Origin of the sequence: Streptomyces sp. NPDC057543 (genome assembly GCF_042801895.1) — a bacterium.
Taxonomy (GTDB): Bacteria; Actinomycetota; Actinomycetes; order Streptomycetales; family Streptomycetaceae; genus Streptomyces.
This window is the reverse complement of sequence record NZ_JBHVFF010000252.1, coordinates 1-13,234: the sequence shown is the minus strand read 5'-3', so window position 1 is coordinate 13,234 and position 13,234 is coordinate 1. Positions and strand designations below refer to the sequence as shown.

12 protein-coding genes are annotated in these 13,234 nt (G+C 71.5%); 9 read left to right on the top strand and 3 right to left on the bottom strand.

Annotation, left to right across the window (positions count from 1 at the left end):
- Positions 1-213: 213 nt before the first annotated feature.
- Positions 214-423 carry a hypothetical protein gene (locus ACFU8Q_RS31660; RefSeq protein WP_384460531.1) on the bottom strand — a complete coding sequence of 70 codons (210 nt, stop codon included), beginning with the start codon at positions 421-423 and terminating at the stop codon, positions 214-216.
- Positions 424-550: 127 nt separating this feature from the next.
- On the opposite strand from ACFU8Q_RS31660, the gene ACFU8Q_RS31655 reads away from it, so the two are divergent.
- From ACFU8Q_RS31655 to ACFU8Q_RS31635, 5 genes are all read left to right on the top strand, one after another.
- Positions 551-1,753 carry a bifunctional adenosylcobinamide kinase/adenosylcobinamide-phosphate guanylyltransferase gene (locus ACFU8Q_RS31655; RefSeq protein ID WP_384460528.1) on the top strand — a complete coding sequence of 401 codons (1,203 nt, stop codon included), beginning with the start codon at positions 551-553 and terminating at the stop codon, positions 1,751-1,753.
- Positions 1,754-1,825: 72 nt separating this feature from the next.
- On the top strand, positions 1,826-2,665 hold the full coding sequence (locus tag ACFU8Q_RS31650) for a class I SAM-dependent methyltransferase (protein WP_384460525.1): 840 nt from the start codon (positions 1,826-1,828) through the stop codon (positions 2,663-2,665).
- 95 nt (positions 2,666-2,760) lie between these two features.
- A complete protein-coding gene (gene cobT / locus ACFU8Q_RS31645) occupies positions 2,761-3,873 on the top strand; it encodes a nicotinate-nucleotide--dimethylbenzimidazole phosphoribosyltransferase (protein ID WP_384460521.1) in 1,113 nt (370 codons plus the stop codon).
- 85 nt (positions 3,874-3,958) lie between these two features.
- A complete protein-coding gene (locus tag ACFU8Q_RS31640; RefSeq protein ID WP_384460517.1) occupies positions 3,959-5,869 on the top strand; it encodes a phosphatidylglycerol lysyltransferase domain-containing protein in 1,911 nt (636 codons plus the stop codon).
- Positions 5,866-6,600 (top strand): hypothetical protein, encoded by a 735-nt coding sequence (locus ACFU8Q_RS31635; RefSeq protein WP_384460514.1) that lies wholly within the window; start codon positions 5,866-5,868, stop codon positions 6,598-6,600. The genes ACFU8Q_RS31640 and ACFU8Q_RS31635 overlap by 4 nt, the downstream gene beginning before the upstream one ends.
- Here the strand turns inward: ACFU8Q_RS31635 and ACFU8Q_RS31630 are convergent.
- The gene (locus ACFU8Q_RS31630; protein ID WP_384460511.1) at positions 6,543-7,304 is read right to left on the bottom strand and encodes a hypothetical protein; all 762 of its coding nucleotides are present in this window, start codon (positions 7,302-7,304) and stop codon (positions 6,543-6,545) included. The genes ACFU8Q_RS31635 and ACFU8Q_RS31630 overlap by 58 nt on opposite strands.
- Before the next feature lie 88 nt (positions 7,305-7,392).
- On the opposite strand from ACFU8Q_RS31630, the gene ACFU8Q_RS31625 reads away from it, so the two are divergent.
- The gene (locus tag ACFU8Q_RS31625) at positions 7,393-8,172 is read left to right on the top strand and encodes an adenosylcobinamide-GDP ribazoletransferase (RefSeq protein ID WP_384460508.1); all 780 of its coding nucleotides are present in this window, start codon (positions 7,393-7,395) and stop codon (positions 8,170-8,172) included.
- 216 nt (positions 8,173-8,388) lie between these two features.
- Here the strand turns inward: ACFU8Q_RS31625 and ACFU8Q_RS31620 are convergent, their stop codons facing one another.
- Positions 8,389-9,261 carry an endo alpha-1,4 polygalactosaminidase gene (locus tag ACFU8Q_RS31620; RefSeq protein WP_384460505.1) on the bottom strand — a complete coding sequence of 291 codons (873 nt, stop codon included), beginning with the start codon at positions 9,259-9,261 and terminating at the stop codon, positions 8,389-8,391.
- Positions 9,262-9,525: 264 nt separating this feature from the next.
- Between ACFU8Q_RS31620 and ACFU8Q_RS31615 the strand changes: the two genes are divergently transcribed.
- The 3 genes from ACFU8Q_RS31615 to ACFU8Q_RS31605 form a co-directional block, all read left to right on the top strand.
- Complete coding sequence (locus ACFU8Q_RS31615; protein WP_384460502.1) at positions 9,526-11,082, top strand: leucyl aminopeptidase; 1,557 nt, start codon at positions 9,526-9,528, stop codon at positions 11,080-11,082.
- A gap of 378 nt (positions 11,083-11,460) precedes the next feature.
- Entirely contained in the window at positions 11,461-12,849 is a 1,389-nt protein-coding gene (lpdA, locus tag ACFU8Q_RS31610) for a dihydrolipoyl dehydrogenase (RefSeq protein WP_384460499.1), read from the top strand.
- Positions 12,850-12,910: 61 nt separating this feature from the next.
- Positions 12,911-13,234: biotin/lipoyl-containing protein (locus tag ACFU8Q_RS31605; RefSeq protein WP_384460496.1), on the top strand; the 324-nt coding region annotated here is incomplete at its 3' end.

The window sequence follows — 13,234 nt, the reverse complement described above, 5'->3', positions numbered from 1 at the left end:
GGCCGTGACCGGCGACGGTTGCCGGTCACGGCCTGGTTCTGCCCGTACGGGCAGAGACATCGGCGTACGGGCCGGGGCCTCGACCGCGCGGGCACAGTGCCCGGCCCCTGAGCCCGTACCGCTGACGCGCGCGGGACGTGGAGATCAGCCCTCGTCCGACGCGTGCAGGGACACGGAGATCAGCCCTCGCCCGACGCGCGGGGGACCTGGAGATCAGCCCTCGTCGGCCTGGAGACTCATGGGGCCGTAGATCTTGGTCGTGTCCTCGAAGAGCGTCACCTGGTCCGCCCCGCCGTCGAGGAGTTCCTTCCAGTACTCGCCGATCCAGGACTCCGCGTCACCCTGCGTAGTGAATTCCTCCGGCTGCAGGGCCGGCTCCGTCTCCGTACCGTCGGACTTCTCGAACCGCCACGTCCATGCCATGTCCGCCTCCTGGGTCGCTTCGCTGCCCGCAGCCTAGTGCCTACGACCAGTGCCGGTACGGGCCCTGCGCGTGCCCGGACGCCCCCAAGTCGCGCACCGGTTGCGCGGACGCGGGAGGATCGGAGGCGTGGAACTGACTCTGCTCGGCACCGGAGCCCCCGACGGGCTGCCGCGCCCCGAATGTCCCTGCGCCGCCTGCGCCGCCGCCCGCGGGACGGCCACGCGGGCCGCGACCGCGCTGCTGGTCGACGACGCGCTGCTGCTCGATCTCACCCCGGGCGCCGTGTTCGCCGCGGCCCGCGCGGGGCACTCGCTCACCGGCGTACGGCAGGTGCTGCTCACCCATCCGCACGACGGGCCCGCCGTGGAGCTGCCCCCCGGGCTGCCTTCGGCAGGACGGGTGCCGGACGGCCAGGAGCTGACCCTGATCAGCGGGCACCGGGTGCGGGCGGTGGCGATGGACGCGCCGGGCACGGGCTACGAGGTGACGTCGCCGGAGGGCGTACACCTGCTCTACCTGCCGCCGGGTGCCGCACCTTCCGGTCTCGCGGACCGGGCACCGCGGCCGTACGACATGGTCGTCGGCGACGTGGTCGGGCGGCCGGACGCGGTGGCGCGGCTGCGGGCCGTCGAGGCGATCGGACCCACCACCGAGATAATCGCCGTCCACCTGGACCATGACGCGCCGCCCGGCGCCGAGCTGGGCCGGCGGCTCGCGGCGGCCGGCGCGCGGACCGTGCCGGACGGGACGACGCTGGTGGTGGGCGAGTACCACGCGGCGCTGGAGGCACCCCGGCGCACGCTGGTGACGGGCGGTGCCAGGTCGGGTAAGTCGGTGGAGGCCGAGCGGCGCCTGGAGACGTTCCCCGAGGTGGTGTACGTGGCGACCGGTGGCGGCAGGGAAGGGGACGCGGAGTGGGCGGCCCGGATCGGGCTGCACCGGGAGCGCAGGCCCGCCGCCTGGCGCACCGAGGAGACCTGTGAGCTGGTGGAGCTGCTGGAGTCGGACGGGCCTCCGCTGCTGATCGACTGTCTGTCGCTGTGGCTGACGGACGCGATGGACCGGGTGCATGCCTGGGACGACGCGGCGTGGTCGGGCGGCGGCGAGAACGCGCTGCGGGAGCGGACCGCCGAGCTGGTCGCCGCGGTGCGCGGGACGCGGCGCACGATCGTCGCCGTGACCAATGAGACCGGCTCGGGCGTGGTGCCCGCGACGGCTGCCGGGCGACGGTTCCGGGACGAACTGGGCCGGTTGAACGCCGCGTTCGCCGACGAGTGCGAACAGGTGCTGCTGGTGGTGGCCGGACAGGTGCTGACGCTGCGCGGCTGACCGGGCCGCGCGCACGACGACGCGAGAACGAAGCACGACGGGAACGCAATCGCGGGAACAGGAGGAGCGGGCATGGCACGTAGGCGACCGATGTTGAGCGGGGTTCCCGAGACCCTGCTGTGGACGCTCTACAACCGGGCGTACGAGGCGGGGCAGCGCTATCCGGTGCTGGACGATCCCATGGCGCTCCGCCTGATGAAGGATCTGGACTACCCCTTCGAGGAGCGGTTCGGGCAGCCGAACGCGTTCCACTCGCAGGCCCAGGGGCTGCGCTCCCGCTGCTTCGACGTGGCCGTGCAGGAGTATCTCGCCGACCGTCCGCAGGCCACCGTGGTCGCGCTCGGCGACGGCCTGGAGACCGGTTTCTGGCGGGTCGACAACGGATGGCTGAACTGGCTGAGCGTGGAGCTTCCGGAGGTCGCCGAGCTACGGCAGGCACTCCTGCCCGCCTCCGGACGGCTGCGCACCCTGGCCTGCTCGGCGACCGATCTGTCCTGGCTGGACGAGATCGAGGACCCGGAGGCCCGCGGCGTGGTCGTCACGGCGCAGGGGCTGTTGATGTACCTGCCCCCCGCGGAGGTACGGAGGATCCTGGCGGCCTGCGCCGAACGGCTGCCCGGCGGCGTCCTCGTCCTGGACACGATGGCGCGCTGGCTGGCCAGGGGCACGGTGGTCGGCAGGTCGAAGGTCGGCGGGATGACCATTCCGCCGATGCGCTGGGCGATGAACCCCGGCGAGCGGCACAAGCTGCGCAGTGCGCACCCGGCGATCACCGAGGTGCGGGCGCTGCGGCTGCCGCGCGGGCGGGGTGCGATGGGCGAGCTGATCCGGCTCCAGTCGCTGCTGCCGGGGCTGCGGACCCTGACGCCCGCGTTGACGCAGCTGCGGTTCGGATACGGATCCCCGCACTGACCGGGTGTCAGAAACGCTGCGGGTACTGTTCCGCAGTGAGCCCGCCGCCGGGCTCACCGGCCCACTCCACGTATCGACCCGCGAGGCAGACCCCCGTGAATCTGGACGACTTCTCCGATCTGATCGAACGCCCCGACGGCGGCGTACGGCGCGACGCCGAGGAACGCCGGGAGCGCCTGGTCGTTCCTCCGGGCGCCCTCGGCCGCCTGGACGAGCTGGGCGAATGGCTCTCGGCCGCCCAGCAGTCCGTACCGGTCAAGGCGATCACGCAGCCGCGCGTGGTGCTCTTCGCCGCTGATCACGGGGTTGCCGAACTGGGCGTCTCCGGGCGCGCGGCCGGGAGCGCGTACGAGCTGGTGCGGGCCACGCTGGACGGCGCGACCCCGCTCGCCGTGCTGGCCCGTCAGTTCTCCGTACCGGTACGGATCGTCGACGCCGGACTGGACTGCGACCCGGAGCTGCTGCCGGAGCCGGTGGTACGTCACCGGGTGCGGCGCGGCAGCGGCCGGATCGACATCGAGGACGCGCTGACGGCCGAGGAGGCCGAGCAGGCGGTACGTCTGGGGATGGCGATCGCCGACGAGGAGGCCGACTCGGGCACCGATCTGGTGGTGCTCGGTGATCTGAGCGTCGGCGGCACGACGGCCGCGGCCACGCTGATCGCGGCGCTGTGCGGCACGGACGCGTCGGTGGTGACCGGGCGCGGTGGCGCGGGGATCGACGATCTGGCGTGGATGCGCAAGTGTGCGGCGATCCGGGACGCGCTGCGCCGGGCCCGGCCGGTCCTCGGTGATCAGCTGGAACTGCTGGCCACGGTGGGCGGCGCGGATCTGGCGGCGACGACGGGCTTCCTGTTGCAGTGCGCGGTGCGCAGGCTGCCGGTGATTCTGGACGGTGTGGTCTCGGCGGCCTGTGCGCTGGTGGGTCAGCGGGCGGCCTTCCGGGCGCCGGACTGGTGGCTGGCGGGTCAGGCGAGCGGCGAGCCGGCACAGGCCAAAGCCCTGGACCGGATGGCACTCAACCCCTTGCTGGACCACGGCGTCATCGTGGGAGAAGGAAGTGGGGCATTGCTCGCGCTTCCGCTCGTTCGTGCCGCTGCCGCGCTGGCGGCGGAGCTGCCGGAGCGCCCACCCGTCGCCGACGAGAAGGACGGTGTCGGCGAACCGGCCGAGGACGGCGACGCGGACGGCGACGCGACCGACGGCTGACGGACCCGGCACGGCTGCGGTCCGTCGGACACCGGCCGCAGCACGGTCCCCTCATGGGGCGCGATGCACCATATGATCGCTTTTTATGGGAGAGGTCCGATTGGCCACCGAGGAATCCGGGCGGGGCAGCACCCGGGCACCGAGCACCGTCCGGTCACGCCGCTGTGCCGCGTTCGCCATCTGGTACCTGCGTGTCGTGTCGTTCATCAATTTCCTGAGTGCCGTCTGGGTCACTCTCGGCAACGACCTGCGCCGCCACAACACCGCGAACTACTTCACCCCGTACCTGCTCACCGCGGGCTTCTCCTCCGGGGTGGTCGCACTCTTCCTCGCGATCACCATGCGCCGCCGCAAGCGGGCCGCCTGGATCGTGAACATGGTGGTGAGCAGTCTGCTGCTGCTGCTCTTCGTCCTGGTGATCCCGTTCCCGGAGGTCCGGCAGTACCCGCAGAACTGGATCTCGCTGACACTGACCGCCGCCTTCGTCCTGGCGCTGGCCCTCGGCCACCGTGAGTTCTACGCGAAGGGCGACCGGTCCAATCCGAAGCTGGCCGCGGTCGTCGCGGTCGGCGGGCTGCTGGCCACCTCGCTGATCGCCGCGGGCCTGGTCACCCTGACCAACACCGCGCACGACGAATTCCGTTCGACCTTCCTGGACCGCTGGCGCTACGGCACCCTGCGGCTGATCTCGATCACCGACAACGACACCAACTACCCCGGGATCACCACGCCGGGCTGGGTCAACGTCAGCATCAACATCCTCTCCACCCTGCTGCTGATCGCCGTCGTGTACGCGGCGTTCCGGGCCCGCCGGGCCGTCGACCCGATCACCCCCGAGGACGAGGCCCGGCTGCGCGTGCTGCTCGACAAGCACGGTGAGCGGGACTCGCTCGGCTACTTCGCGCTGCGCCGGGAGAAGAGCGTCATCTGGTCGCCGACCGGGAAGGCCGCCGTCGCCTACCGGGTGGTCGGCGGGGTCTCGCTCGCCTCCGGTGATCCCATCGGTGATCCGGAGGCATGGCCCGGGGCGATCGAGCCGTGGCTGGCCGAGGCCCGCGAGCACGGCTGGATCCCGGCGGCGATGGGGGTGAGCGAGGAGGGCGGCACCGTCTACGCGCGGCACGGCCTCGACGCCCTGGAGCTGGGCGACGAGGCGATCGTGGAGACCGCCGACTTCACCCTCGAAGGACGGGCGATGCGGACCGTCCGCCAGGCGTACAACCGGATCAAACGCGCCGGGTACGAGGTGACCGTGCGCCGGCACGCCGACATTCCGGACGACGAGATGGCCGAACTGGTGCGGTGTGCCGACGACTGGCGCGACGGGGCGACCGAGCGCGGCTTCTCCATGGCACTGGGCCGGCTCGGCGATCCGGCCGACGGCCAGTGCGTGATGCTCGAGTGCCGCAACGCCCCGGCCGGGAAGACCGGCGCGCCCACCGAAGAGGGCCCCGCGGCCACCGGAAGTGGCGCCGCGATCGCCGGCCGTGGCGCCGTGGCCGCCGAAGCAGGAAGCACCCCCGCCTCGAAGGGCACCGCGCCGGGCGAGTTGCGCGCCGTACTGAGCTTTGTGCCGTGGGGGCCGAACGGCCTCTCGCTGGACCTGATGCGCCGTGACCGCGACTCCGAGAACGGCCTCATGGAGTTCATGGTCATCGAACTCCTGCAGCGCGCCGAAGAGATCGGGATCACCCAGGTCTCGCTGAACTTCGCGATGTTCCGGTCCGTCTTCGAGCGGGGTTCACGGCTCGGCGCCGGACCGGTGCTGAGGCTGTGGCGGTCCATGCTCAGCTTCTTCTCGCGCTGGTGGCAGATCGAGTCGCTCTACCGCGCCAACGCCAAGTACCGGCCGATCTGGGAGCCACGCTTCATGCTCTTCGAGAAGAGCTCCGACCTGCTGCGCATCGGCCTCGCCGCGGGGCGTGCCGAAGGGTTCCTGGAGGCGCCCGGTCTGCCCAAGTGGCTGCACCGCTCGCATCTCGGGGCCGGTGGATGAGTGTCGTACGCGCGCTGAGCGGGGCGGCCCGCCGCGAATGGGGTCCGCTCTTCACCACCGTACGCGCGGGGCTCACCACCTCCCGGCTGCGGGCGGTCCCCCTGACGCTCGCCGCGGTCTGTCTGACGGCGCTGCTCCATGCGGTGCAGAACCAGCCGTGGGGGGCCGGGGCGGTGCGCGGGCTCGGAGCCGTGCGGGCCGAGGATCCGTTGTGGCATGCCCTGCTGCGTACCCCGTTGTCGCTGTTCGTACCGGCGCCGGACCTGCCGGTGTGGGGGGCGCTGGTGCAGATCCTGGTGGTGTTCGGGACAGCCGAGATCTGTCTGGGCCGGTGGCGCACGCTTCTCATCGCGTACGTCGCGACGCTGGCCGGGACGCTGTACGCGCGGATCGGTGTCGTGCTCGGCCCGGACGGGCTGTTCGGGCTGCCCGCCTCCGACGCGCGGATCGTCGACACCGGCCCGTCGGCGGCGGTGGTCGGTCTCGCCGTCTACGTGTGCTGCCTCTACCGGGCCTGGGTCACCGGTGCGCTGGTGATCGCGGCGATGGTGGTCGAGGTGATCGCCAAGAACAACCTGGCCGGCAAGGAGCATCTGGCGGCGATCGCCGCGGTGCTCGTGCTGTGCGCCGTCACGGTCGGCCGGAACCGGCGCCGGTACGCGCGCCGCCACGATCAGGGCTTGCGTCCGGGGGCCGGGACCCGGTCCGGCGCCCCGCCGATGAGGTCCTGAAATCTGCGGCGCGGGCCCGCCCAGCGCACATCGTGGTGGTAGGCGCGCAGCACCGCCCGGGCACGGGCGCGGTGCCGGTTGCGGTAGAAGCGCTTCGCCCACATCGAGGTCGGCCGGGCCAGCCGGATCGCCCCGATCAGCGCGACGAACGGGACGAGGGTGCCGACGACCGCGAGCCGCGCCTTCCCCTTGAACAGGGCGATCAGCACGAAGCAGAAGTTGACGATCAGGGTCAGGACGACCCCGAGCCTGCTCTGCTGTTCCTCACTGCTCAGCTCGTTCACACCGAGCGGCGAGAATCCGGCCAGGACCAGCAGCACCAGCGCCGCGGTGAGGACGACGACCTCCACGCTCTGCCGGCCCTCCTCGGTCCAGTACACGTCGTCGAGATGGAGAATCAGGGCGAACTCGTCCAGCACCAGACCCGCACCCATACCGAAGATCACCGCACAGACCATCGCGGTGATGCCGTGGTGCCCGCTGGCGACCGCCCCGAAGCCGCCGATGACGCTCAGCACCACACCGGGCACCACGTGGTGGACGTGCACTCCGCCGGGCGTGATGTTGCGGAACGGCCCCTTCCCCGCCCTGATCATCCGGGTGATGAACCGGGTGACGGCGAAGGTGAGCACGAAGGCGGCCAGGGCGAGGAGCAACGGCAGCTTCCCCGGCTCGACGATGTTCACCTCGAACCAGTGACCCATGCCACTCACTCCCGATAAGCCGCTTTCGTCATGATCCGTCGTGCTATGACCAATCTATCGGTCCGTCACAGCGATTAGCCTGCGCGCCGTGACCTCCCTGAACCTCCACGGCCTGCGCTTCGCCTTCGGCACCCTGACCGTGCTTCCCGTCCGCGTCACCCGCTGGGACCGCGGTACCGCCCGCGCCGGGATGCTGTGCGCACCGCTGGCCGGTCTCGTCGTGGGGCTCCTCGCGGCGGTGCCCGGTGGCCTGTTGCTGCTGCTCGGCTCCGGTCCGCTGCTCGCCGCGGTCGCCTCCGCCGCCGTGCCCGCGGCGCTGACCCGGGGTCTGCATCTGGACGGCCTCGCGGACACCGCGGACGGCCTGGGCAGCGGCCGGCCCGCCGACGACGCCCTGCGGATCATGAAGCAGTCGGACATCGGGCCGTTCGGGGTGATCACCCTGCTGTTCGTGCTGCTGGCCCAGGTCGCGGTCCTCGACCAGTTGTACGGGCAGAGCTGGGCGCGCGGCGCGGTGGCGGCGGCCGTCGCGGCGGTCACCGCCCGGCTCGCGCTCACCCTGGCCTCCCGTCAGGGCGTGCCGGCGGCGCGTCCGGAAGGGCTGGGCGCGGCGGTGGCGGGGACGGTCACGGTCCGGGCCGCGGTGGTGGCCGGGGCGGTCGTGGTCGCGGCCTGCGCGGGTGCCGGTGCGCTCTTCGGCGGCTACGGGGCGCTGCACCACGCCCTCGCCGCACTGCTCGCCCTCGGCGCCGCCCAACTCCTGCTGCGGCATTGCGTGCGCCGCTTCGGCGGGGTGACCGGCGATGTCTTCGGCGCACTGGCGGAGACCGCGGCGACGGCGGCCCTGGTGGTGCTGGCGCTCGGTTAGGGCCTCTCGTTCGGATCACGCCGGGCTCGCGTGCCCCGGTGTCGCGCCTCGCCGCGTTGTCGTCAGTCGCCGACGCTCCTTCCCCGAGCCCTCGACGCCGCTCGCGAGCAGGGGAGACCCCATCCGCCTCCGTCCTCCGCCTTGCGACGCACGGCACCGCGGTGACATCAGCCGCTCCCTTGATCCGGTGATCCGGCCCGTTCCGAACAAAAGACCCTAGGACCTGTCGGCTTCGGAGCCCGATCCGGCCGTACCGTGCCGGGAAGGCGTCTTCGGGCACTCCTGGCGCCACACGCCCAGTTCGTACTTCTTCCGCAGCGAGCTGAGCCCCAGCCGCTTCGACGCGGCGCAGAACCGGGTGACCGGCAGCTCGTACTCCACGTGGAAGACGGCCTTGCCCGCCTCCACGAACGGGGTGAGGGACTCGCACTCCCGGTACTGCGCGCACTGCTCGTTGACCGCGAAGTCGAAGTCGGGCTCCAGCTCCGGTATCTGGCCGAGATCGTTCTTCAGGCCGACGGCGAGTCCGTGGCGGTGGGCGATACGGGCGACGAGCCGGTTGTAGCGCAACTGGTCGGCGGCGGTCAGCGGGAAGCCCGTACGGTTGCGGTAGCCGTCCATGTTGTCGGGTTCGACCGCGTCGAAGCCCTTCTTCGCGCACATCGCGATCCGGCGTTCCATCAGCGGCTCCAGGATGTCCGTACGGCGGATGTCGAGCCAGTACTCCCCCTCCCAGCCGTTGCTCCTCCCCCGTATCGCGGCGGGGAACTTCCCGGCGTCGGGGCGGAAGTCCTCCCAGGCGCCGGTGGAGAGGTAGCAGATCACCTTGCGGCCCCGGCGGTGCAGATCGGCGACGGCCGAGGCCTTGTGGTCGAAGCCGTCGATGTCGTACACCGGGACGTCCAGCGTGGGGTCCAGCCGGCCCGAGAGCTGCCACTGCCAGCCGATGCCCGGCTCCGGCCGCCAGCGGCCCTTCGAAGCCGGCTCCGCAACCGTGGTGCAGCCGGTCAGCAGGGCCAGCAGCATCAGTACGGTCACGGGCAGCGCCCGGTCCGTTCCCCGCACGAGTGCAGCCCCTCGGGCGCGCATGGTCTTCTCCCCCTGTTGGTCCGACACCACCAACGACCCTACGTCCACGGCCCGTTCCGGCCGCACGGACCCGGCCCCGGGCCGCTCCCGGCCCCTGTCCCGGGCCGCCGTAACAGGCCACCGATGGCCCGCCGCCGTGATACCGCAGCAAAGGCGCGCGTAGGCTCATTCCCGGCACATTGCGGCGGCGTCTACGATGCGCCGGGCACGGTCGGCCCACCCATCGACCGACAACGAACTCAACGGAAGCGAGATTTCACCACCGTGACTGCTCTCACTCTCAGCACTGCCGGTGCGGCGACGCTGCGCGCCGACGCACTCGTCGTCGGCGTCGCCAAGGGCGCTGGATCCAAGTCTGGGGACCTGGTTCTCGCACCGGGCGCCGAGACCGTGGACAAGGCGTTCGACGGAAAGCTCGCCACCGTCCTTGGGGCCCTGGGCGCCGCGGGTGCCGAGGGCGAGGTGACCAAGCTCCCCGCCCCCGACGGCCTCAAGGTCCCGGTCGTCATCGCGGTCGGCCTCGGCTCCGTCCCGGAGAAGGACGAGGCGTACGACGCCGAGGCGCTGCGCAGGGCCGCGGGCTCCGCCGCGCGCGCCCTGGCCGGTTCGAAGAAGGCCGGCTTCGCGCTGCCCATCGCCTCCGTCGAGGACGCCGGGGCGATCGCCGAGGGCGCGCTCCTCGGTGCGTACGCCTTCACCGCGTACCAGGGCGGCGAGAACAAGCTGGCGCCCAAGGACAAGAAGAACGGCAACGGCCCGAAGCAGCCGCTCGCCGAGGTCGCCCTGCTCGGCGCCAAGCCGCGCGACAAGGCGTTCAAGGCGGCCGCGGACCGCGCGCTCGCGATCGTCGAGGAGATCAACCGCGCCCGCGACCTGATCAACACCCCGCCGAACGACCTGTACCCCGAGTCCTTCGCCGCCGTGGCCACCGCCGCGGGCAAGGAGCACGGCATCAAGGTGCAGGTCCTCGACGAGAAGGCCCTCGTCAAGGGCGGCTTCGGCGGCCTGCTGGGCGTCGGCCAGGGCTCGACCCACGGCCCGCGCCTGGTGAAGCTCGCCTACACGCACCCGAAGGCGGAGAAGACCCTGGCCCTCGTCGGCAAGGGCATCACCTACGACTCGGGCGGCATCTCGCTCAAGCCGGCCGGTCACAACGAGACGATGAAGTGCGACATGAGCGGCGCCGCCGCCGTGTTCGCGAGCGTCGTCGCGGCCGCCCGTCTGGGCCTGCGGGTCAATGTCACCGGCTGGCTGGCGCTCGCCGAGAACATGCCGTCGGGCAACGCCACCCGCCCCGGTGACGTGCTGCGCATGTACAGCGGCAAGACCGTCGAGGTCCTCAACACGGACGCCGAGGGCCGGCTCGTCCTCGCCGACGCGCTGACCCGCGCCTCCGAGGAGAACCCGGACGCGATCGTCGACGTGGCGACCCTGACCGGCGCGATGGTGCTGGCCCTGGGCAACCGCACCTTCGGCATCATGGCCAACGACGACGCCTTCCGTGCCTCCATCCACGAGATCGCCGAGGAGGTCGGCGAGGCCTCCTGGCCGATGCCGCTCCCCGCCGACCTGCGCAAGGGCATGGACTCCCCGACCGCCGACATCGCCAACATGGGCGAGCGGATGGGCGGCGGCCTGGTGGCCGGTCTGTTCCTGCAGGAGTTCGTGGGCGAGGGCATCGCCTGGGCGCACCTGGACATCGCGGGCCCGGCCTTCCACGAGGGCGCGCCGTACGGCTACACGCCGAAGGGCGGCACCGGTTCCGCGGTCCGCACGCTGGTGAAGCTGGCGGAGCGCACCGCGGCCGGAGACCTCGGCTGACGTCGCAGCTGGTGGACGGCCCCGGGCATACGTCCGGGGCCGTCCGTGTTCCCCTTGCCGGCATCGCGGCACGGATCCGGCCGGTTTCGCTCTCGACGGAATCAGTACGCCCTCCCGTCTCCCACCACCGCCCTTCCGAACCGCGCTACGCGCCTATCCTTTTTCTACGCAGCGGTAACCACCCGAGACGGTTGATCATCCGTCTCAGACCCGGGCCCCGCGTCCCGCCCACCGTCAACAAGTGCGAAGATGGGTTCTCGGCAGGACAGGGCCCCCACCACAGGGCCGAATATCAAAGCGGCCGAACACCAGCCGACCGGCCGGTCATCCCCCAGCGACGGGGCCCGGCATACGGCGCACATGCATGGAGGACGTGACGTGGCGAACGACGCCAGCACCGTTTTCGACCTAGTGATCCTCGGCGGTGGTAGCGGCGGTTACGCCGCGGCCCTGCGCGGAGCGCAGCTGGGCCTGGACGTCGCTCTGATCGAGAAGGGCAAGGTCGGCGGCACCTGCCTGCACAACGGCTGCATCCCCACGAAGGCCCTGCTGCACGCCGGCGAGATCGCCGACCAGGCGCGCGAGGCCGACCAGTTCGGTGTCAAGGCCACCTTCGAGGGCATCGACATCCAGGCCGTCCACAAGTACAAGGACGACGTGATCTCGGGCCTGTACAAGGGTCTGCAGGGTCTCATCGCCTCGCGCAAGGTCACCTACATCGAGGGTGAGGGACGGCTCTCCTCCCCCACCTCGGTGGACGTGAACGGCCGGCGCGTCCAGGGCCGCCACGTGCTGCTCGCGACCGGCTCCGTGCCGAAGTCGCTGCCGGGTCTGGAGATCGACGGCAACCGCATCATCTCCTCGGACCACGCGCTGAAGCTGGACCGCGTCCCGAAGTCCGCGATCGTGCTGGGCGGCGGCGTCATCGGCGTCGAGTTCGCCTCGGCGTGGACCTCCTTCGGCACCGACGTCACGATCATCGAGGGCCTGAAGCACCTCGTCCCGGTCGAGGACGAGAACAGCTCGAAGCTTCTTGAGCGCGCCTTCCGCAAGCGCGGCATCAAGTTCAACCTCGGTACGTTCTTCAAGAGCGCCGAGTACACGCAGGACGGCGTCCGCGTGACCCTCGCCGACGGCAAGACCTTCGAGGCGGAGGTCCTGCTGGTCGCCATCGGCCGCGGCCCGGTCTCGCAGGGCCTGGGCTACGAGGAGGCCGGCGTCGCGACGGACCGCGGCTACGTCCTCGTCGACGAGTACATGCAGACCAACGTTCCGACCATCTCGGCCGTGGGCGACCTGGCCCCCACGCTCCAGCTCGCCCACGTCGGCTTCGCCGAGGGCATCCTGGTGGCGGAGCGGCTGGCCGGTCTGAAGACCGTTCCGATCGACTACGACGGTGTCCCGCGGGTGACGTACTGCCACCCCGAGGTCGCCTCCGTGGGCATCACCGAGGCCAAGGCCAAGGAGCTCTACGGCGCGGACAAGGTCGTCGCTCTGAAGTACAACCTCGCGGGCAACGGCAAGAGCAAGATCCTCAAGACCGCCGGCGAGATCAAGCTCGTCCAGGTCAAGGACGGTGCCGTGGTCGGCGTCCACATGGTCGGTGACCGTATGGGCGAGCAGGTCGGCGAAGCCCAGCTGATCTACAACTGGGAGGCGCTGCCCGCCGAGGTCGCGCAGCTCATCCACGCCCACCCGACCCAGAGCGAGGCGCTCGGCGAGGCCCACCTGGCCCTGGCCGGCAAGCCCCTGCACTCCCACGACTGATCAGTCGACCGGGCGCGACGACCGACCTACTTCCGCACTTTCGTAAGGAGCAACTGAAACCATGTCGGTTTCCGTAACCCTTCCGGCGCTCGGCGAGAGCGTCACCGAGGGCACTGTCACCCGCTGGCTGAAGGCCGAGGGCGAGCGAGTCGAGGCCGACGAGCCGTTGCTCGAGGTTTCGACCGACAAGGTCGACACCGAGATCCCGGCCCCCGCAGCCGGCATCCTCTCGGCCATCAAGGTCGCCGAGGACGAGACCGTCGAGGTCGGCGCCGAACTGGCCGTCATCGACGACGGCACGGGTGCGCCCGCAGCCGCCGCGGCTCCGGCCGCCGAGCCCGCGGCCGCCCCGGCGCCGGTCGCCGAAGCCCCCGCCGCCCCGGCC